This window comes from Bacillus sp. I-2, assembly GCF_001974945.1.
Lineage (GTDB): Bacteria > Bacillota > Bacilli > Bacillales > Bacillaceae > Bacillus > Bacillus safensis.
Genome location: NZ_LZRW01000047.1, coordinates 113,537 through 131,575, shown reverse-complemented (window position 1 = coordinate 131,575; position 18,039 = coordinate 113,537). Strand labels below are relative to the sequence as shown.

General features: G+C 40.2%; 23 protein-coding genes, 2 tRNA genes and 1 rRNA gene. 18 read left to right on the top strand and 8 right to left on the bottom strand.

Annotated features, from left to right (window positions below; all coding sequences use genetic code 11):
* The first annotated feature begins 139 nt into the window (after positions 1–139).
* From rrf to tsaD, 8 genes are all read left to right on the top strand, one after another.
* Positions 140–255: ribosomal RNA gene (gene rrf / locus BAE31_RS19335) — 5S ribosomal RNA — on the top strand.
* A gap of 18 nt (positions 256–273) precedes the next feature.
* Positions 274–350, top strand: a tRNA-Met gene (locus BAE31_RS19330).
* A gap of 4 nt (positions 351–354) precedes the next feature.
* A tRNA-Asp gene (locus tag BAE31_RS19325) sits at positions 355–431 on the top strand.
* Between the two features lie 273 nt (positions 432–704).
* On the top strand, positions 705–1,682 hold the full coding sequence (gene thiL, locus BAE31_RS19320; protein WP_076841155.1) for a thiamine-phosphate kinase: 978 nt from the start codon (positions 705–707) through the stop codon (positions 1,680–1,682).
* Positions 1,683–1,695: 13 nt separating this feature from the next.
* Positions 1,696–2,172: a tRNA (adenosine(37)-N6)-threonylcarbamoyltransferase complex ATPase subunit type 1 TsaE gene (tsaE, locus tag BAE31_RS19315; RefSeq protein WP_034622161.1), complete on the top strand. Its 477-nt coding sequence runs from the start codon at positions 1,696–1,698 to the stop codon at positions 2,170–2,172.
* Positions 2,153–2,842: a tRNA (adenosine(37)-N6)-threonylcarbamoyltransferase complex dimerization subunit type 1 TsaB gene (gene tsaB / locus BAE31_RS19310; RefSeq protein ID WP_076841154.1), complete on the top strand. Its 690-nt coding sequence runs from the start codon at positions 2,153–2,155 to the stop codon at positions 2,840–2,842. The genes tsaE and tsaB overlap by 20 nt, the downstream gene beginning before the upstream one ends.
* Before the next feature lie 25 nt (positions 2,843–2,867).
* Positions 2,868–3,296 (top strand): ribosomal protein S18-alanine N-acetyltransferase, encoded by a 429-nt coding sequence (gene rimI, locus BAE31_RS19305; protein ID WP_024424460.1) that lies wholly within the window; start codon positions 2,868–2,870, stop codon positions 3,294–3,296.
* The gene (tsaD, locus tag BAE31_RS19300) at positions 3,289–4,317 is read left to right on the top strand and encodes a tRNA (adenosine(37)-N6)-threonylcarbamoyltransferase complex transferase subunit TsaD (protein ID WP_076841153.1); all 1,029 of its coding nucleotides are present in this window, start codon (positions 3,289–3,291) and stop codon (positions 4,315–4,317) included. The genes rimI and tsaD overlap by 8 nt, the downstream gene beginning before the upstream one ends.
* 268 nt (positions 4,318–4,585) lie before the next feature.
* Here tsaD and BAE31_RS19295 read toward each other — a convergent pair whose 3' ends face one another.
* Positions 4,586–6,508 carry an ABC-F family ATP-binding cassette domain-containing protein gene (locus BAE31_RS19295; RefSeq protein ID WP_076841152.1) on the bottom strand — a complete coding sequence of 641 codons (1,923 nt, stop codon included), beginning with the start codon at positions 6,506–6,508 and terminating at the stop codon, positions 4,586–4,588.
* Between the two features lie 138 nt (positions 6,509–6,646).
* Here BAE31_RS19295 and moaC point away from each other — a divergent pair, with 138 nt between their 5' ends.
* From moaC to tatC, 4 genes are read left to right on the top strand one after another with little or no spacing between them, the layout of a single operon-like run.
* A complete protein-coding gene (moaC, locus tag BAE31_RS19290; RefSeq protein ID WP_041115989.1) occupies positions 6,647–7,138 on the top strand; it encodes a cyclic pyranopterin monophosphate synthase MoaC in 492 nt (163 codons plus the stop codon).
* 15 nt (positions 7,139–7,153) lie between these two features.
* A complete protein-coding gene (locus BAE31_RS19285) occupies positions 7,154–7,807 on the top strand; it encodes a redox-sensing transcriptional repressor Rex (RefSeq protein WP_008355687.1) in 654 nt (217 codons plus the stop codon).
* Positions 7,808–7,834: 27 nt separating this feature from the next.
* Positions 7,835–8,014: a twin-arginine translocase TatA/TatE family subunit gene (locus tag BAE31_RS19280; protein WP_008355689.1), complete on the top strand. Its 180-nt coding sequence runs from the start codon at positions 7,835–7,837 to the stop codon at positions 8,012–8,014.
* Positions 8,015–8,029: 15 nt separating this feature from the next.
* On the top strand, positions 8,030–8,779 hold the full coding sequence (tatC, locus tag BAE31_RS19275; RefSeq protein ID WP_041108757.1) for a twin-arginine translocase subunit TatC: 750 nt from the start codon (positions 8,030–8,032) through the stop codon (positions 8,777–8,779).
* A gap of 39 nt (positions 8,780–8,818) precedes the next feature.
* Here the strand turns inward: tatC and BAE31_RS19270 are convergent, their stop codons facing one another.
* The 3 genes from BAE31_RS19270 to BAE31_RS19260 are packed head-to-tail and all read right to left on the bottom strand — an operon-like array spanning position 8,819 to position 10,427.
* Positions 8,819–9,445, bottom strand: a complete 627-nt coding sequence (locus BAE31_RS19270; protein ID WP_076841151.1) for an NUDIX hydrolase — start codon at positions 9,443–9,445, stop codon at positions 8,819–8,821.
* 56 nt (positions 9,446–9,501) lie between these two features.
* Positions 9,502–9,696: a YdiK family protein gene (locus tag BAE31_RS19265; RefSeq protein WP_003213897.1), complete on the bottom strand. Its 195-nt coding sequence runs from the start codon at positions 9,694–9,696 to the stop codon at positions 9,502–9,504.
* The gene (locus BAE31_RS19260) at positions 9,693–10,427 is read right to left on the bottom strand and encodes a CPBP family intramembrane glutamic endopeptidase (protein ID WP_041108753.1); all 735 of its coding nucleotides are present in this window, start codon (positions 10,425–10,427) and stop codon (positions 9,693–9,695) included. Before BAE31_RS19260 ends, BAE31_RS19265 begins: the two co-directional genes overlap by 4 nt.
* Before the next feature lie 229 nt (positions 10,428–10,656).
* Between BAE31_RS19260 and groES the strand changes: the two genes are divergently transcribed.
* Together groES and groL are read left to right on the top strand one after the other, a co-directional pair.
* Entirely contained in the window at positions 10,657–10,941 is a 285-nt protein-coding gene (gene groES, locus BAE31_RS19255; RefSeq protein WP_024426730.1) for a co-chaperone GroES, read from the top strand.
* Between the two features lie 55 nt (positions 10,942–10,996).
* Positions 10,997–12,631, top strand: a complete 1,635-nt coding sequence (gene groL, locus BAE31_RS19250) for a chaperonin GroEL (RefSeq protein ID WP_041108751.1) — start codon at positions 10,997–10,999, stop codon at positions 12,629–12,631.
* 470 nt (positions 12,632–13,101) lie between these two features.
* Here the strand turns inward: groL and BAE31_RS19245 are convergent, their stop codons facing one another.
* Complete coding sequence (locus BAE31_RS19245; protein WP_076841158.1) at positions 13,102–13,614, bottom strand: DUF3231 family protein; 513 nt, start codon at positions 13,612–13,614, stop codon at positions 13,102–13,104.
* Positions 13,615–14,019: 405 nt separating this feature from the next.
* Here BAE31_RS19245 and BAE31_RS19240 point away from each other — a divergent pair, with 405 nt between their 5' ends.
* The 3 genes from BAE31_RS19240 to BAE31_RS19230 are packed head-to-tail and all read left to right on the top strand — an operon-like array spanning position 14,020 to position 15,639.
* Positions 14,020–14,472 carry a MarR family winged helix-turn-helix transcriptional regulator gene (locus BAE31_RS19240; RefSeq protein WP_076841150.1) on the top strand — a complete coding sequence of 151 codons (453 nt, stop codon included), beginning with the start codon at positions 14,020–14,022 and terminating at the stop codon, positions 14,470–14,472.
* Positions 14,473–14,494: 22 nt separating this feature from the next.
* Positions 14,495–15,013, top strand: a complete 519-nt coding sequence (paiA, locus tag BAE31_RS19235; RefSeq protein WP_076841149.1) for a spermidine/spermine N(1)-acetyltransferase — start codon at positions 14,495–14,497, stop codon at positions 15,011–15,013.
* A gap of 20 nt (positions 15,014–15,033) precedes the next feature.
* Complete coding sequence (locus tag BAE31_RS19230) at positions 15,034–15,639, top strand: FMN-binding negative transcriptional regulator (protein WP_076841148.1); 606 nt, start codon at positions 15,034–15,036, stop codon at positions 15,637–15,639.
* Positions 15,640–15,783: 144 nt separating this feature from the next.
* Here the strand turns inward: BAE31_RS19230 and BAE31_RS19225 are convergent, their stop codons facing one another.
* The gene (locus BAE31_RS19225; RefSeq protein WP_076841147.1) at positions 15,784–16,320 is read right to left on the bottom strand and encodes an LptM family lipoprotein; all 537 of its coding nucleotides are present in this window, start codon (positions 16,318–16,320) and stop codon (positions 15,784–15,786) included.
* A gap of 244 nt (positions 16,321–16,564) precedes the next feature.
* Here BAE31_RS19225 and BAE31_RS19220 point away from each other — a divergent pair, with 244 nt between their 5' ends.
* Positions 16,565–16,999, top strand: coding sequence for a hypothetical protein (locus tag BAE31_RS19220; protein ID WP_041108742.1), 435 nt, complete (start codon positions 16,565–16,567; stop codon positions 16,997–16,999).
* A 30-nt stretch (positions 17,000–17,029) separates the two neighbouring features.
* Here BAE31_RS19220 and BAE31_RS19215 read toward each other — a convergent pair whose 3' ends face one another.
* Together BAE31_RS19215 and BAE31_RS19210 are read right to left on the bottom strand one after the other, a co-directional pair.
* The gene (locus BAE31_RS19215; protein ID WP_025092751.1) at positions 17,030–17,380 is read right to left on the bottom strand and encodes a DUF4064 domain-containing protein; all 351 of its coding nucleotides are present in this window, start codon (positions 17,378–17,380) and stop codon (positions 17,030–17,032) included.
* A 138-nt stretch (positions 17,381–17,518) separates the two neighbouring features.
* Positions 17,519–17,986 carry a hypothetical protein gene (locus BAE31_RS19210; RefSeq protein WP_076841146.1) on the bottom strand — a complete coding sequence of 156 codons (468 nt, stop codon included), beginning with the start codon at positions 17,984–17,986 and terminating at the stop codon, positions 17,519–17,521.
* Between the last annotated feature and the right edge of the window lie 53 nt (positions 17,987–18,039).

Below are 18,039 nucleotides of genomic sequence, written 5' to 3'. Positions count from 1 at the left end.
ATCAGGTTGATAGGTCTGAGGTGGAAGCGTGGTGACACGTGGAGCTGACAGATACTAATAGATCGAGGACTTAACCTATATTCTAATGTGAAGCATGAACATTGTTATCTAGTTTTGAGAGAACATTCTCTCCATCAGGTTTGGTGGCGATAGCGAAGAGGTCACACCCGTTCCCATACCGAACACGGAAGTTAAGCTCTTCAGCGCCGATGGTAGTTGGGGGTTTCCCCCTGTGAGAGTAGGACGCCGCCAAGCTTGTTATCTTTATATCATCGCGGGGTGGAGCAGTTCGGTAGCTCGTCGGGCTCATAACCCGAAGGTCGCAGGTTCAAATCCTGCCCCCGCAACCAAAATGGTCCGGTAGTTCAGTTGGTTAGAATGCCTGCCTGTCACGCAGGAGGTCGCGGGTTCGAGTCCCGTCCGGACCGCCATTTTTATGACTTGTAAACGAAAACGTATAGTTTCGTTTTTTTTTATGTCTTTTTCTTTCTACAAGTGCCCAAGTTGCAATGAAATGTTTTGTGTTTGGCTACACTATAAGAAAGAATAGATAGATTACTTCAACTCAGCCTGGTTTTTTCACACCAGGCTTTCTTTATATCATTTTTAGTTGGAACTGAGACTTATATTCGCTACACTAATACTAACTGTGTTTGACCTCATGTCTACTTAACCAATTGATTGCAAGAAGGGGCTGTCTTTTTATGGATGAATTTGATCTTATTCGCCGAATCACACCAAAAGATACATATCAGCGCTCTTTGATCATGGGCATCGGTGATGATGCAAGTGTTTATCAACCTCATTCACATTGTGAAGAGGTCGTTTGTGTTGATACAATGGTGGAGCATGTTCATTTTCGTTTTGACTTTTCCACACCTTTTGAAGTTGGCTTTAAAGCACTGGCAGTCAATGTTAGTGACATCGCTGCAATGGGAGGGACCCCAAAGTATTATCTTGTTTCAATTGCGATCCCGCCCCATGGTGATGAGACAATCGTCACGGAACTTTACGAGGGAATGAAAGCGTTGGCTGACTCCTATCATATGGATTTGATTGGTGGAGATACAGTGGCCACCCGCAGTGACTTTGTCATTACCGTGACGGTGATTGGTGAGGTTTCAAAGGGAAAAGCTTGTTATCGTCACAGTGCTCAGACTGGAGACGTTGTCTTTGTCACAGGTGAACTCGGTTCATCAGCTGCTGGGTTATCAATCTTAATGAACGAAGCAGCTCCAACTAAGAAGATCGATGCTGATTTTTTTCTTAAGCGTCATAAAATGCCTCTGCCTCATATTGCTGCTGGACACATTTGTTCAAGTTTCCAGCGGGTCACCTTGAATGATGTGAGTGATGGATTAGCGAGTGAGTTAAATGAAATAGCCGAAGCGAGCTGTGTGATGATCGAGATAGAAGCTGATAAGCTTCCAATTCATCCAGATTTACAGGTGCTGCGCAAAGACTGGCTTGAATGGGTGTTGTTTGGCGGAGAAGATTTTGTGTTAACTGGTACGATACCAGAATGTGATTGGGAAAGCTTTGAATCGCAATGTCAAAAAGAAGGCATTCAGATCACACGTATTGGACAAGTCAAAGATAATCAAGCAGCCAGTGTTATGTTAAAAAACAATGATCAACAAACAATGTTAATGAAAAAAGGATATAATCATTTTAAGAAATGAGGTGACATCAACGGTGAAATTAACATGGACGACAAAAGGTGCGGATGAGACGAAACGAATTGCCGCTGCATTGGCCAAACTTGTGATGCCAGGCGATGTATTGACATTAGAAGGAGATTTAGGTGCAGGTAAAACCACTTTTTCAAAAGGTTTTGCGGAAGGCTTAGGAATTACCCGTATCGTCAACAGCCCCACCTTTACAATTATTAAAGAATATACCGATGGCAGACTGCCACTATATCATATGGACGTGTACCGCATGGAAGATGCAGAAGAAGAGATCGGCCTCGAAGAATATTTTGAGGGTGAAGGTGTATGCTTGGTTGAATGGGCACATCTTATTGAGCCTCAATTGCCTTCTTCCTATTTAAAAATTGAAATGCTGAGAACAGAACGTGAAGAAGAACGGCATCTCACGTTTGATGCAAAAGGGGAGCGTTATGAGACCCTTTGTAAGGAGATGAAAAAATTTGACCATACTGGCCATTGATACATCAAACCATACACTAGGAATTGCTCTTGTAAGAGACTTCACTGTGATTGGCGAGAGCATTACGTATTTAAAAAAGAACCATTCCGTCCGAGCGATGCCTACTGTTGAAGCATTGATGAAAGAATGTGGTGTATCACCAAGCGAACTAAGTAAAATCGTTGTGGCAAAAGGACCTGGTTCTTACACTGGCGTCAGAATCGGTGTTACCATCGCAAAAACACTTGCGTGGACGCTGTCTATTCCGATATCGGCTGTTTCTAGTTTAGAAACACTTGCGGCAAATGGCCAATATTTTGATGGATATATCTCACCTCTATTTGATGCGAGAAGAGGACAAGTTTATACCGGACTCTATACGTTTGAAAAAGGTAAGATCAAAGAGGTCGAACCAGATCAAAATATCCTGCTCACGGATTGGCTTCATGAACTGAAGCAGACAGGAAAGCCTGTTCTATTTCTTGGACAAGATGTGCACCTTCATGAAGAGAGCATTCGCTCCATTTTAGGAGAAACGGCTGTACTGGCAGAGGGAACATTTCATAACCCAAGGCCTGCAGTGCTTGCATTTTTAGGCGCAGATCGTCCTGCTGAAGATGTCCATCAGCTTGTTCCTAACTATATTCGTTTGGCAGAAGCGGAAGTGAAATGGCTTGAAGGACAAAAATAATCTTCACATAGCAGAGATACGACAAATGACAGTAGCGGACATTCCAGAGGTGTATACGATTGAAGTGCATTCGTTTACAGCCCCTTGGAAAAAGGAATCGTTTGTGTATGAGATTCTTCATAACCAATACAGCCATTATTTCCTCATTGAAGAAGATAAGCAGCCTGTTGGGTATTGCGGGGTCTGGATTGTCATGGACGATGCACAAATTACGAACATTGCGATTCTCCCTGAGCATAGAGGAAAAGGCTACGGGGAAGCATTGCTTCGATATGTCATGGAATTTTGCAAAGAAAAAAAGACAGATCATCTTTCTTTAGAGGTGCGGGTTTCGAATACACCAGCACAATCCCTCTATGAAAAGCTCGGTTTCAGACCAGCTTCTATTCGAAAGAATTATTATACGGATAATGGAGAAGATGCATTAGTCATGTGGGTGAATATAAATGAGTGAACAAACAGATCGATTCATATTAGGTATAGAAACAAGCTGCGATGAAACAGCTGCGTCCATTGTCAAAAATGGAAAGGAAATCGTGGCGAATGTGGTGGCCTCGCAAATAGACAGTCATAAACGATTTGGCGGAGTTGTACCCGAAATTGCTTCAAGGCATCACGTGGAGCAAGTCACCATCGTATTAGAAGAAGTGATGGCACAGGCGGGTATGAGTTTTAAGGATTTAGATGCGATTGCTGTCACAGAAGGACCTGGCCTCGTGGGTGCCTTGTTGATTGGTGTCAATGCAGCAAAGGCACTGAGCTTTGCCCATCAAATTCCTCTTGTTGGTGTTCATCATATTGCAGGGCATATTTATGCAAACCAGCTTGTTGATGAATTGGAGTTCCCATGTTTAGCTCTTGTTGTCTCCGGCGGACATACTGAGGTTGTTTTAATGAAGGAGCACGGATCTTTTGAGGTCATCGGAGAAACTTTAGATGATGCAGCTGGAGAAGCGTACGATAAAGTGGCCCGGACGATGGGTCTACCGTACCCAGGCGGACCTCACATTGATCGGTTAGCGCATGAAGGGGAGCCGACAATTAAGCTTCCCCGTGCATGGCTTGAAGAAGGGTCCTATCACTTTAGCTTCAGTGGTTTAAAATCAGCTGTGATCAACACCTTACACAATGCGTCACAAAAGGGTGAAACGATTGCCCCAGAGAATTTGGCCGCAAGTTTTCAAGCAAGCGTCATTGAAGTACTTGTTGGGAAAACATTGAAAGCAGCAGAAGCCTATGGTGTGAAGCAGGTTGTTCTAGCTGGAGGAGTCGCTGCCAATAAAGGACTAAGAGAAGCTTTAACCTCAGCATTTACGAAGCTGCCAGACGTGAAGGTCATTATTCCGCCATTATCTCTTTGCACAGACAATGCAGCCATGATTGCTGCCGCTGGAACCGTTGCATTTGAAAAAGGAATCAGAGGCGATATGGCGATGAATGGCCAGCCAGGGCTGCCGCTAGTCTCATATGAATGAAAACTCCTGTGGATTACAGGGGTTTTTATTTTTTATGAAAGCGATTTATTCACATGTAAACGTTATATATCCACAATTGTTAGAAAATTTTGTTTTAAAATGAAGAGGGTGTGTATAAATATGATCTTTTTTGTGGATATGTGATTAAAACTCTGTGGATAAAGTGGATAAGTCCAAAGTATTTAAGAATAATCAAGAAGTTATTGTGGGTATCGTTGTGGATAATAAATTTTCATTGAAAGAAAAAAGAGTACCCTTAGGGCACTCTTTAAGCTTCTGACAGCTCTTCCCACTCCGCAAAAAGTGATTCCAGCTCTTGATTGAGCGTATCATTTTCTGTTTGAATGTATTGGACCTTCTCGTGATCTTGAAAAATATCAGGATCACATAGCAGCTGTTCATTTTCACCGAGCTTGTCTTCGACGACAGCAATGCGTTCTTCAATTTCTTCGATTCTGCGCTGCTTTTGTCTTTCTTTCTTTTTCAGCTCTTTTTCTTCCGCATAAGAAAGCTTTGCCTTTTCTGCTGGCTGTGCAGCTTGTATTTTAAGCGGTTCATTTTCTTGAAGTGCCTCCAGCTCTAATTGTTCATTTTTCTTTTCAAGATAGTAGTCATAATCACCGAGATATTCTCTTGTTTCTGTAGGCGAAAGCTCAAATACTTTCGTGGCGAGACGATTGATAAAATAACGATCATGCGAGACAAATAAGATGGTTCCTGGATAGTCGATTAGTGCATTCTCTAAAATTTCCTTACTATCTAAGTCCAGATGGTTTGTAGGCTCATCGAGAATAAGGAAATTGGCTTTTTGGAGCATCAGCTTTGCCAGTGCAAGGCGTGCTTTTTCTCCGCCGCTTAATGCATGGACAGGCTTTAAAACGTCATCACCGGAAAAAAGGAAGTTTCCTAAACATGTCCGAATTTCTTTTTCATTCATATGAGGATAGTCATCCCAAAGCTCATTGAGCACTTTTTTCGAGGATGTCAGTTTGGCTTGCTCTTGGTCATAGTAGCCGATCGTGACATGAGATCCAAAAGTGATGTCGCCTTTTACTGGTGTTAATGTGTTTGTTAACGTTTTTAAAAGGGTTGATTTCCCGATCCCGTTAGGACCAATGAGTGCCACACTATCCTCGCGTTTAATCTGAAAAGAAAGAGAGGATAGGAGCGGTGTTTTTTCATCATAACGAATATCGAGATCATGCACCTTCAGCACATCATTGCCGCTTTGTCTCGTAATATCAAAATGAAAGTTTGCGGATTTTTCGTCACCTAAAGGCTTATCTAAACGATCCATTCGTTCGAGCTGCTTGCGCCTGCTTTGTGCGCGCTTTGTAGTTGAAGCTCTTGCCAGGTTGCGATCCACGAAATCCTGAAGCTTTGAGATCTCTTCTTGCTGCTTTTCGTATAGTTTCATATCCCGCTCGAGCTGCTCTGCTTTCAGCTCAAGATACTTACTATAGTTCCCTGCAAATTTTTTCATCGAAGTTCTTGAGACTTCATAGACATGGTTTACGACTTTGTCTAAGAAATAGCGGTCATGGGACACGATGAGAATGGCACCTGTATAATTTTGCAAATACTGCTCCAGCCATGATAAGGTATCAATATCTAAATGGTTGGTCGGCTCATCCAGAATTAAGAGTTCTGGTTTCATTAATAAGAGCTTTCCAAGCGCTAGACGGGTTTTCTGGCCGCCGCTTAAGGATTGGACGGTTGTCTCATCTTCGAAATGACTAAAGCCGAGTCCATGCAGAATGGAGCGGACATCTGCTTCATATTGATAGCCGCCTTGATCTTTAAATTCCTGCTGCAGCCTGTCATAGGTTTTCATCAGGGCATCCAGCTCAGAACCTGTGGAGGAAGCCATTTTCTCCTCAATGGTTCTCATCTCTTGTTCCATCTCTTTTAAATGATCAAAAACCGATAATAATTCGTCTTTTAACGTACGTGTAGACGTTACATCGGTATGCTGTGCTAAATAGCCGATCGATAGGTCTTTTGGTTTGATGATCTCACCTTGCTCGTAAGACATTTGACCGGCAATGATTTTCAAAAGCGTGGATTTGCCTGCGCCGTTACGACCTACAATGGCAATGCGATCCCTTGCTTTGACTTCCAATTTTATATTCGTTAAAACGGTATCAGCGCCAAACGATTTGGACAGCTGATTCACTTGTAGAATCATCATGTAACTTCACCTCTGCTATAATATGTTAAGTGTAGCTTATCAGCAGTAAACCGGCAAATGTTACATACAATCGCCATATTCAAATGAAAGACAGATAGGAAAAAATAGTGTATCATTTGAGTGAGGGAGCGTTGAAAGATGAGTCAATTTAGCCACTTTAACGAACAGGGAAGAGCAAAGATGGTCGACATTAGTGACAAATCGTCTACAGTGAGAACCGCCGTTGCTGTTTCAAGTGTTCGTATGATAAAAGAAGTGTTTCATAAAATAGAGCAGCGTGAAATTGGAAAAGGAGATGTGCTGTCTGTTGCACAGGTTGCTGGCATCATGGCAGCAAAGCAAACATCTACCATCATTCCAATGTGTCATCCGCTTGCACTAAAAGGCGTGGATATCTCCTTTAATTGGGAGGAAGACGGAAATGCGCACATCCTGAACATACAAGTACAGGTAAAAACAAAAGGAAGTACGGGTGTGGAGATGGAAGCGCTCACTTCTGCTTCAGTATGTGCACTGACCGTTTACGACATGTGCAAAGCGATTGATAAAGGCATGATCATCGGTCCTACCTATCTAATTGAAAAGACAGGCGGGAAAAACGGTGATTTTCACAGAGCATCTGATATTTAAGTTGGAGGACCTTATATGAATATAGATCAGTCAAAAATTCCACAAGCGACAGCCAAACGTTTGCCGCTATATTACCGTTTTTTAAAAAATCTGCATGCATCAGGAAAACAAAGGGTGTCATCAGCAGAGCTTAGTGATGCAGTCAAAGTGGATTCTGCTACCATTCGCCGAGATTTTTCGTACTTTGGTGCACTTGGGAAGAAAGGGTATGGCTATAATGTCGATTATCTCTTGACCTTCTTCAGAAAGACCCTTGACCAAGATGAAATGACCAATGTCATGCTCATCGGTGTCGGGAATTTAGGAACTGCCTTTTTACACTATAATTTCATAAAAAATAATAATACAAAAATTTCAATGGCTTTTGACGTCAATGAGAGTAAAATAGGAAGTGAGATAGGCGGCGTGCCTGTCTATGATTTGGATAAGCTTGAAGAGCATGTTCAAGAGGTAGGAGATATCCCTGTTGCGATTTTGACAGTACCTGCCGTAGCAGCTCAATCCATTACAGATCGTTTGATTGCCCTTGGCATCAAAGGAATCCTTAACTTTACGCCGGCTCGATTGAATGTGCCGGAACACATTCGAATTCATCATATAGATTTGGCGGTTGAACTTCAGTCTCTTGTGTATTTCTTAAAGCATTACTCTGTTACACAGGAGGACTGACGAAAAGGGGTAAAGGGGGTGGAGCAAATGGGTCCGATCGGTCCTGGGAGTTTGATTCTGATTGCGATTGTAGCGCTCATTATTTTTGGGCCGAAAAAGCTTCCTGAATTAGGAAGAGCAGCAGGAGATACATTACGTGAATTCAAAAATGCCACAAAAGGCTTAGCTGATGATCAGGAAGAAAAAAAGAAAAAAGAAGATCAGTAGAATAGGATGAGCTTCATGAATGTCAAAGATATGCCGCTTATGGAGCATATTGTGGAACTGCGAAAACGTTTAGTAACCATTGCGATGTTTTTTGTCGCCTTTATGGTGGCTGGTTTTTTTCTCGCTAAGCCGGTCATTGTGTATTTACAAAATACCGATGAAGCGGCAACACTCACGCTGAACGCATTTAAGCTTACAGATCCACTGTACGTGTTTATGCAGTTCGCATTTGTCATTGCTTTGGTTTTGACGTGTCCCGTTATTTTATATCAGCTGTGGGCGTTTGTGAGTCCTGGCCTATATGAAAAAGAAAGAAAGGTGACACTTGCTTACATTCCGATTGCACTGCTTTTATTTTTGAGCGGTGTGGCCTTCTCTTATTTTATTTTGTTTCCGTTTGTCGTCGACTTTATGACGCGAATGTCGAATGATTTAAATGTAGAGCAAGTCATTGGGATTCATGAGTATTTTACATTTCTGATGCAGTTAACACTTCCATTTGGCTTTTTGTTTCAGATGCCCGTCGTGTTGATGTTTCTTACAAGACTTGGCATCATCACACCGATGTTTTTATCAAAAATACGGAAGTATGCCTATTTTGTCCTCCTTGTCATTGCCGCACTCATTACACCGCCAGAGCTTGTTTCTCACCTCATGGTCACCTTGCCAATGCTCGTTTTATATGAAGTGAGCATTATCATTTCAAGAGTGACCTACCGCAAAATGCAGCAAACAGAGGAGAAAGAAAAACATTATGTTTCATAAAAAAGCATCATGATCCAATGAGGGATCACGATGCTTTTTCTATTGTGAAAGAAATTGATTGATCGCGTGAAAGAGGTGCTCATAATAGGCGGGCTCATGCGGGACAAAATCATGAACACCCACTTCGATGCTTTCCTCACGTCGTTCTTCGTTTGCATCAACTTTAAAGCCCTCGATTCGAATTCTTTTACATGTTCCAGTTAACAGCTGCTGTGCATCAAGCAGCTTGGCTCTGTACAGACCAGCGACTTCTTCTTTCTGTAGATGAACTTCCATGTGCTCTTCTTCATTCATATAAAGGTACACATGGCAGAACTCACGGTCAATGAACGAAGGCATATGGATTTCATCCTTTATGATACCTGCAAAGGTGAGGTCCTCAAAAGGGATGGAAAGACCAAGCTCTTCTTCTATCTCTCTTAAGCCATCAGAAGGCTGTTCATTTGCGAGAAGATGGCCCGCTGCGGTGATATCAAACAGAGAAGGAAAATCCTTTTTTGCGGGACTTCTAAGCTGAAAATAAAGATACACGGTGCTATGCTCTTTTTTAAGAAGCCAGAAATGAAATGTTTCATGCCAAAAACCTTGGGCGTGAACATCTGAACGAGCGGCAGTTCCAATCGTTTCATGTTGATCATTGAAGATGCGAAGTTTTTCATGTTCCATAAAGATACATCCTCCATAAAAAAACCATTTTCCAACCGCGGAAAATGGTTTTTGATTTATTTTTGCTGCTGTTTTTTGAGTTTGACAGAGAAGGCAAACATTTTAAGCGCGATATTGATATTATAGGCCGCAAACACCATCAGCAAAATGCTGTAAAATGACCACATGTCACCTGGGTTCTGAATGGCCATATAGGTGAAAGCGACACCTACGGCAAAATAAATGATGCCCCATACGACTGGGTTTCTCATGAGAAAAAGCCTCCAATAATCATTTGCATAGTTTGAGATTGTTCTTCAATCATTTTTCTTACTGGCTCAATCTGTACAAGAATGACGAGCGAGTTCATCAACATATGAGCGCCGATTGGAACAATGATTCGTTTTGTTTTGGCATATAAAAAGGCAAAGGTAAAGCCCATTGCGGTATAGAGAAAGAAGTGGGGAAAATCAGAGTGTGCAGCAGCGAAAAATACTGAACTCACAAGTGCTCCAATAAAAAAATTCGTTCTTTCATAAATCACACCAAAAATGATTTTTCGGAAAACGATTTCTTCAAGTATTGGTCCAATCAGTGAAATAATGATAACAAGAAAAGGAAAAGCATCCATAATAGATAAAATATTTTGCGTATTTTCTGATTCACGGCCAATGCCGAATGCATATTGTTCAATCACGCCTGCAATCGATTGTGCAAAGAGAGAAAGAAAGAAACCGCCAATGATCCATGCGATAGCAGAACCGATTGAAGCAGGCGCTTCATTTCGCAGTGAAGCTTTTGGGACGGTTCGAAGGATGAGCAGAATAATGATCAACCCGATACAGAAACTGATGATTGTCCACGTTCCTGATAATTTTGAAAGCTCTGTTTGAGTCATCGGTGTTTGAATGAATCCCAGCCATTTCATAATAAGAAAATAAGGAAACGCAGATACCTGTACCAATATATACGTTAAGATGATGTACCAATATTGTTTTTTCAAGTAACGAAAACCCCTTTACTAAAAGAACTAAATTTATTGTAACACAAGTCTTCTTTTTCGATAAAAAGGAAAGAATCTGAGATTGAAAAAGATCATGAAAGCGTAAAAATTTTTAAAGGTTTTTACTTGAAATTGCAGAAGACATTCTTTATTATAATAAATGTGTTAGCACTCACTGGTGATGAGTGCTAAAAAAGACTACATATAAAAATTGAGGAGGTTGTTTCTTATGTTAAAGCCATTAGGCGATCGCGTAATCATTGAACTCGTTGAATCTGAGGAAAAAACCGCTAGCGGTATTGTTTTACCGGATTCTGCAAAAGAAAAACCGCAAGAAGGTAAAATTGTTGCAGCAGGTTCAGGGCGTGTACTTGAAAGTGGTGAGCGCGTTGCGTTAGAAGTAAGCACAGGCGACCGCATTATCTTCTCAAAATATGCAGGCACTGAAGTGAAATATGAAGGAAAAGAATATTTAATCCTTCGTGAGAGCGACATTTTAGCTGTTATTGGTTAATCACATAAAAAACATTGAGATACATTTTTAAAAAGACTGAGGAGGTTTCGTTATTATGGCAAAAGATATTAAGTTCAGTGAAGAAGCACGTCGCGCAATGTTACGTGGTGTAGATGCACTTGCAGATGCTGTAAAAGTAACTTTAGGACCTAAAGGACGTAACGTGGTTCTTGAGAAAAAATTCGGTTCTCCACTTATCACAAATGATGGTGTAACGATTGCAAAAGAAATCGAATTAGAAGATGCATTTGAAAACATGGGTGCAAAACTTGTGGCTGAAGTTGCAAGCAAAACAAACGATGTTGCTGGTGACGGTACAACAACTGCAACAGTTCTAGCTCAAGCGATGATCCGTGAAGGTCTTAAAAACGTAACAGCTGGTGCAAACCCTGTTGGCGTTCGTAAAGGGATCGAAGAAGCAGTGAAAGTAGCACTTGAAGGCTTGCACGAGATTTCTAAACCAATCGAAGGCAAAGAATCAATTGCTCAAGTTGCGGCTATTTCTGCAGCAGATGAAGAAGTCGGCAGCCTAATCGCTGAAGCGATGGAACGCGTAGGTAACGATGGTGTCATCACAATTGAAGAATCTAAAGGATTCACAACTGAGCTTGAAGTGGTTGAAGGTATGCAATTTGACCGCGGATATGCTTCACCATACATGGTGACGGATTCTGATAAGATGGAAGCGGTTCTTGAAAATCCTTACATCTTAATTACTGATAAAAAAATTACAAACATTCAAGAAATCCTTCCTGTACTTGAGCAAGTTGTACAACAAGGCAAACCATTATTGCTCATTGCTGAAGATGTAGAAGGCGAAGCACTTGCAACTCTTGTTGTGAACAAACTTCGTGGTACATTCAACGCAGTAGCAGTAAAAGCACCTGGATTCGGTGATCGTCGTAAAGCAATGCTTGAAGACATCTCTGTTCTAACTGGCGGAGAATTAATCACAGAAGACCTAGGACTTGACCTGAAATCAACTGAAATCGGTCAGCTTGGCCGCGCTTCTAAAGTCGTTGTGACAAAAGAAAACACAACAATCGTAGAGGGCTCAGGAGATTCTGCTCAAATCTCAGCACGTGTGAACCAAATCCGTGCACAAGTAGAAGAAACAACTTCTGAATTCGATAAAGAAAAATTACAAGAACGTCTTGCAAAACTAGCTGGCGGCGTCGCTGTCATCAAAGTTGGTGCTGCAACTGAAACAGAACTAAAAGAGCGTAAACTACGCATCGAGGATGCACTGAACTCAACTCGCGCAGCAGTTGAAGAAGGTATCGTATCCGGTGGTGGTACAGCACTTGTGAATGTATACAACAAAGTCGCTTCAATCGAAGCTGATGGTGACGTTCAAACAGGTGTGAACATCGTTCTACGTTCTCTTGAAGAGCCAATTCGTCAAATCGCTCACAACGCAGGTCTTGAAGGATCCGTTATCGTTGAGCGCTTGAAAAACGAAGAAATTGGCGTAGGCTTCAACGCAGCAACAAACGAATGGGTAAACATGATCGAAAAAGGAATCGTTGACCCAACAAAAGTAACTCGCTCTGCACTTCAAAACGCAGCTTCTGTTGCAGCAATGCTTCTAACAACTGAAGCAGTCGTTGCTGACAAACCAGAAGAAGGCGGCTCAGGCGGCGGAATGCCAGATATGGGCGGCATGGGTGGTATGGGCGGAATGATGTAATCAGGGTTTCAAAACCTTGTTATATCAACGTCTGAAATTAACTATAGGAGAAGGCCTTTCATCAGTTTGCAAAACTGTTGGAAGGCCTTTTCTTCCATATTAACAGTCATATGAGCATAGATATTCCTCATAGTATGACTAACCTTGAGAAACTTTGAACGGGGAAAATCCGTCTTGATGCTGCATTTGCAAGGACTATAATAGAGAAAAAACACTGGTTATTTGCTATCAATGTTTACACAATCTATAGTAATAGGAGCTTTTAAATCTGAGGAAGATATTTTTAGGTATATTAAAGGAATTGATCTTCTATTGCTGATGATGTTGGCACAAAGGCAATCGATGGAAATGGCAAAAAATAGTGACTGTAGAGAGAGTGAAGGAGAGTCCAATTTGTAGAAAGTTTAAAGATTAGCAAGAAAAGAGTAAACCCTAAAGCGTCTACTCTTTCATGTTTAATCATCTTATGATTAACAATCTTCTGCTTTGCTATGATGAAGAGGTGGTGGAATTAACCATCCTTTTTCTTTGTTAAGTCTAAGGACTTTTGCTCCAAGTGCTGCCTTTTGAATATGAAACTGTCCAAACATCATAGCAATGTCTTCTCGAATTGATTGACCCATAATTGTGCTACACGATACTAATCCTGACGCAATGTTAGCCGAAAGACCAGCGGCTATTTCTGGATCTTGAAAACGTGCCCCTACTGGAATATCGTCTATACAAGCTTTAGGTCGTTCAGGAGGTGTTGGAGGTAAGCCAATTCCATTTTCTTTTAATAAAGTTTCAATTTCTTTGATTTCTTGTTGCCCACCCCGAATAGCTTCTTCAATTAATTTTTGTAAGTCTTCGTCACCTGCATGGTTTAAGTGGGTTTGATAACCAGCAATTAAACCTTTAGCTACCATCAAGTAAGACCATGTACCAAACACTTCACCATAGTGCATAGGTTCATCCGTTGGATTTCCACTTAAAATTCCCATTGTCATCCTCCCTAATTGTAAAATATTCATTAAGCGACCTCCCTTTCTTGACGATTGGTCACCTTTTTATAGTTCCTAAATTAAACCAATATATTCATCATTTTAATGATGGTTGTTAAAGGTAAAATTTTAATTTTAATCTATGTGGACTCTAACGAATAATGGCTAATAAAACTGGAGAGCTTATGTTATAAAAAGAGGCAGCTGCATAAAGGGAAATTATCTTCTAGCAACGAATATATCGTTATTTTTGTAACGATTACCACTATTATAGGAACGAGGGAAATAAAGAAAATGAAAAGAACACTTTCTAAATGAAGGTGTTTTTTATTGTGTTTACAACAAAAATAAAATATAATGTTGTTGTGTATTATGTTGTAAATGCAATAAAAGGAGTCATGATAAATGAGAGAGATTTTACGAGAGATTGGCGTCATCGCTCGGGCGCTTGATTCTATAAGTAATATTGAATTTAGAGAGTACGATTTAACGAAGGGGCAGTATTTGTATCTTGTGCGTATTTGTGAGGAGCCTGGTATCATTCAGGAAAAGCTGGCGGAAATGATTAAAGTGGATCGAACTACGGCGGCTCGGGCTATCAAAAAATTAGAACTGAATGGGTTTATTGAGAAGAAAGATGATCCTGTGAATAAAAAAATCAAAAAGCTGTTTCCCACTGATAAAGGGGAAGCGGTATATCCAATGATCAAACGAGAACATGATTATTCGAATCAAGTAGCGCTTGGTGGGTTTTCTGATGAGGAAGCAGAACAGATATGTGAGTATCTTCTAAGGGTGAGAAAAAATATCGAAAAAGATTGGGATTATGTGAAAAAAGGAAATAAGAGACGCTACTAAATGATAAGGAGTGATGACTTCAATGACGGTCACTTTTATTCCATGTAATGAACAGCATATAGAAGAGCTGCAAAAAGTCGGAATCGACACGTTTAAAGAGACCTTTCGGGATCAAAACAAAGCTGAACATATCGATGCTTACGTAAAGACAGCCTTTCATCCCAACCAGCTGTTAAAGGAATTACATCATCCATCTTCACAGTTCTATTTTGTTCAAGTGAATGGGGAAGTTGCTGGTTATTTGAAGGTCAATATGGATGATGCGCAGTCAGAAGAGATGGGAAGTGAAGCGTTAGAGGTTGAAAGAATTTATATTAAGCAGTCCTTTCAAAAACAAGGATTAGGCCGATATTTAATCAATCAAGCCTTTGAGATCGCGAAGAAATATCATAAACGTGATGTTTGGCTTGGGGTGTGGGAGCACAACAAAGCGGCCATCGCATTTTATCAAATGCTTGGGTTTGTTCAAACAGGGGTGCACGCCTTTCACATGGGGGACGAAGAGCAAATGGATTTCATTATGACCAAAACATTGAGTTGATCAAAAAGGGGGAAGGATACATGCATATCCCATCATTTTTTCGAGTGAAAGATATGGAGAAAATCAAATCATTTATTCAATCTCATTCATTTGCTACAGTTGTGACGACAATGAATAAAAAGCCCATTGCGACACATATTCCAGTGAGTTTTCATCAAGTTGGAGATTCGTATGTGATCTCGGGGCATATGGCGATTGGGAATCCTCAGTGGAAAACGTTTGAAAAGAGCGAGAAGACGCTCGTCATCTTTCAAGGACCGCATGCCTACATATCTTCTTCATGGTATGAAAAAGAAGCAGTACCAACATGGAATTATCAGGCTGTTCATGCTTATGGAAAGGCGGAACTGCTTGAAAAATCGGAACTGGTTAAGGAATTAACCACGATGCTGGAGACATACGAAAGTCACAGAGAACAGCCGGTGTTATGGGATACGTTGTCTGAGGAACTGTTAGAGAAGCAAATGAAAGGCATTGTAGGCTTTAAGATCATCATTGATGAAGTTCAGGCTGCTTTCAAATTAAGCCAAAATCGCCACGAAAGGGATTATATCCGCATCATTGAACAGCTGGAAGCAGAGGGTGAAGTGGAAATGGCTGAGGAGATGAAAAAGAGTTCCATTTAAGAGACTTCTCGAAAGATTAGTTATCCTTATGGAGTAATAAAAAGAATGAAACGTTACTTATAAACAAAAACACTTTCTTCTAGGAAAGTGTTTTTTAGTGGTGATAAAAAAAAGCCCTCATCATTCAAGGGCATTAGTGAAAGTTTATTTTACTTTAACTGTGAATGTCACGTCTTTACTATTCATGTAATCGTCAGTTGTGACATCTCCAAATTTCAGTTTTAATTCTTTGATGTTTTTAATGTTGATCTCTTTGCCTTCAGGAGCTAAGAATTGAATAACACCATCCTGTTTAACGCCACCTTCAACTTCGCCACCAATATCACCGTCAGTCATAAACATATTCGCATCTAATTGCATGCTTCCAGCTACAACTTTACCTTGATCTGGATAGAAATTTAGGACTTTATCTGTCGTATTTTCGATATTCATTCCAACATTGATTTTATCCTTCATAATTTTAATCTCGCCAAGGTTTACTTTCATTCCTTGAGCAGTTGTTTTGTGTTTGCTCGCATTTATTTTCTTTGAACCATCGTCTTTTTTGTTTTTTGATTGTGTTTTTGTGCTTGTAGACTCTTTTTCTTTAGATGCACCTGTAGACACATCTTCTGTTGAGCCGCAAGCAGCCAGTGTAAATGTTAGCCCTAAAGCTAAAAATAAAGCATAGAATTTCTTCAAAATGAAAATCCCCTTTTGTTTAATTTATATAAGCGTCTTGTGCTTATATATTGACCATGACTATTATAATAGGATAAAAGTACTTGTAAATCAACAAAAAATGATAAAAATAGAAAATAATTGTTTTGGAGTGTTTTTTATAAACCAGTTAGCTTAAAATTACATAAAATCCACTTCTTGTGACTTAAAACGAACTTGAATTTCCTTATAATAGAATTATTATAAGGGATTGGGAGTGATTGAGATGGAAGGTTCGTCAATCAAGACGGTTAATAGAGAGGATCAACATGAATTCTTGTTTCTGAATATATCTTCAAATACAGTTGGGGCTCTTTCAAAGGAATCTGCTGAGAGGATTCTAAGTGGGAGGGATACCGATGAAATACACCAATTGATGTATGTTCCTATTGAAAATCATGAAGACCTCAAATGGTTGATTCATTCTTTGCATAAAGCTATCATGGATGAAAAAGATGTACGTGTCGTTCTTGAATTGGCTGATCTACTCTATTTCTTTGTTGTCCCTGCTTACAAAGAAGAATTGATGAGCCAAGAAGATTTGTCACACATGGTGAATGATATATTATTTATGTTGGATCTTTGGACAGATGAAAACATAATAGAGTTAGTTGATGCCATTCAATATGAATTACAAAGAGTAGAGAGAAAAGGCTTGTAGAGCAATCTCTACAAGCTTTATTCTTTATTCTTATGCAGTTGTGTTATTAACGACAGGCTCTTTTCTAAACACGCCCATGCAGCCTGCAATGATGATTAATACAGCTGGAAGGATGAAGAACATAGAAATAGAAATAATGCCGCCTACAGCAGATACTAATAATAAAATTCCACCAAGCTTTGCTTTTTTCTTTACAATGACAGATGAGACAATGGCAAGAATAGAGAAAAGCATTGCTGCCCAGCCTAATCCTGTAATTTCACTCGTGCCAGAATCGCTAAATGCTGCATCGATTCCCCCGAAAGCAAGAGCGAACATTGCGCCGAAAAATCCAAAAATACCTCCAATTAAACCTAAAACAAATTCAGTTGTTCTTTTCATGATACTTTCCTCCGATATGTAAATAAGAATTATTGGTACTTAAGAACCAACACAATCTTACTAATCGGCATTCTTTTCATAATGTTAATAGTTTTGTTAAAAAAAAGAAGAAAATCCATAAAGGATTTTCTTGTCCAGTTATTGGGCTCTTTCCCAAGTGATTTTTGTTTCATTTGTTGTTTTCTTTCCTTTTGCGAGTACCTTGCCGTTTTCTTGTTTCACGGTGATGTTTAGGTCATAAAAGGAATAGAGGGCGCCGAGGCTGTCATTTTCCGGTTTATGAAGATTGTTTTCTTTTTCAGTTGATGCTCCAATGGCTAGCGTTTTTGCAAAGTTTAAACCGATGACTTCAGCGTAATCACTATTGGTATCAGAGGAAGCCGTTACGTTTAAAGAAATGCTTTTTTTCTTTTGATCAACGGTGATGTCAGTATCTTTGATGAGTTTAGACTGTTCCATCACTTCTTTTGTTTCCTTTTGAATGCGCTCATTAATCGTTGGAAGAGCTTTAGTTTCTGTTTTTTGTTCTTTTGTCGTATTCGAGCAAGCTGCTAGAATGTAGAGACTTGCAACTAGACTCATGAAAACAAGTAGACTTTTTTTCACGTTCGTTCTCCTTTTTTCGTCGAATGTTGTATGTTTATGTTACCACGAATCGT

Coding starts and splice junctions, on each gene's coding strand:
- thiL (WP_076841155.1), top strand. CDS start 705: ATGGATGAATTTGATCTTATTCGCCGAATCACACCAAAAGATACATAT.
- rimI (WP_024424460.1), top strand. CDS start 2,868: ATGACAGTAGCGGACATTCCAGAGGTGTATACGATTGAAGTGCATTCG.
- tsaD (WP_076841153.1), top strand. CDS start 3,289: ATGAGTGAACAAACAGATCGATTCATATTAGGTATAGAAACAAGCTGC.
- BAE31_RS19295 (WP_076841152.1), bottom strand. CDS start 6,508: ATGATGATTCTACAAGTGAATCAGCTGTCCAAATCGTTTGGCGCTGAT.
- moaC (WP_041115989.1), top strand. CDS start 6,647: ATGAGTCAATTTAGCCACTTTAACGAACAGGGAAGAGCAAAGATGGTC.
- BAE31_RS19285 (WP_008355687.1), top strand. CDS start 7,154: ATGAATATAGATCAGTCAAAAATTCCACAAGCGACAGCCAAACGTTTG.
- BAE31_RS19280 (WP_008355689.1), top strand. CDS start 7,835: ATGGGTCCGATCGGTCCTGGGAGTTTGATTCTGATTGCGATTGTAGCG.
- tatC (WP_041108757.1), top strand. CDS start 8,030: ATGAATGTCAAAGATATGCCGCTTATGGAGCATATTGTGGAACTGCGA.
- BAE31_RS19270 (WP_076841151.1), bottom strand. CDS start 9,445: ATGGAACATGAAAAACTTCGCATCTTCAATGATCAACATGAAACGATT.
- BAE31_RS19265 (WP_003213897.1), bottom strand. CDS start 9,696: ATGAGAAACCCAGTCGTATGGGGCATCATTTATTTTGCCGTAGGTGTC.
- groES (WP_024426730.1), top strand. CDS start 10,657: ATGTTAAAGCCATTAGGCGATCGCGTAATCATTGAACTCGTTGAATCT.
- groL (WP_041108751.1), top strand. CDS start 10,997: ATGGCAAAAGATATTAAGTTCAGTGAAGAAGCACGTCGCGCAATGTTA.
- BAE31_RS19245 (WP_076841158.1), bottom strand. CDS start 13,614: ATGGGAATTTTAAGTGGAAATCCAACGGATGAACCTATGCACTATGGT.
- BAE31_RS19240 (WP_076841150.1), top strand. CDS start 14,020: ATGAGAGAGATTTTACGAGAGATTGGCGTCATCGCTCGGGCGCTTGAT.
- paiA (WP_076841149.1), top strand. CDS start 14,495: ATGACGGTCACTTTTATTCCATGTAATGAACAGCATATAGAAGAGCTG.
- BAE31_RS19230 (WP_076841148.1), top strand. CDS start 15,034: ATGCATATCCCATCATTTTTTCGAGTGAAAGATATGGAGAAAATCAAA.
- BAE31_RS19220 (WP_041108742.1), top strand. CDS start 16,565: ATGGAAGGTTCGTCAATCAAGACGGTTAATAGAGAGGATCAACATGAA.
- BAE31_RS19215 (WP_025092751.1), bottom strand. CDS start 17,380: ATGAAAAGAACAACTGAATTTGTTTTAGGTTTAATTGGAGGTATTTTT.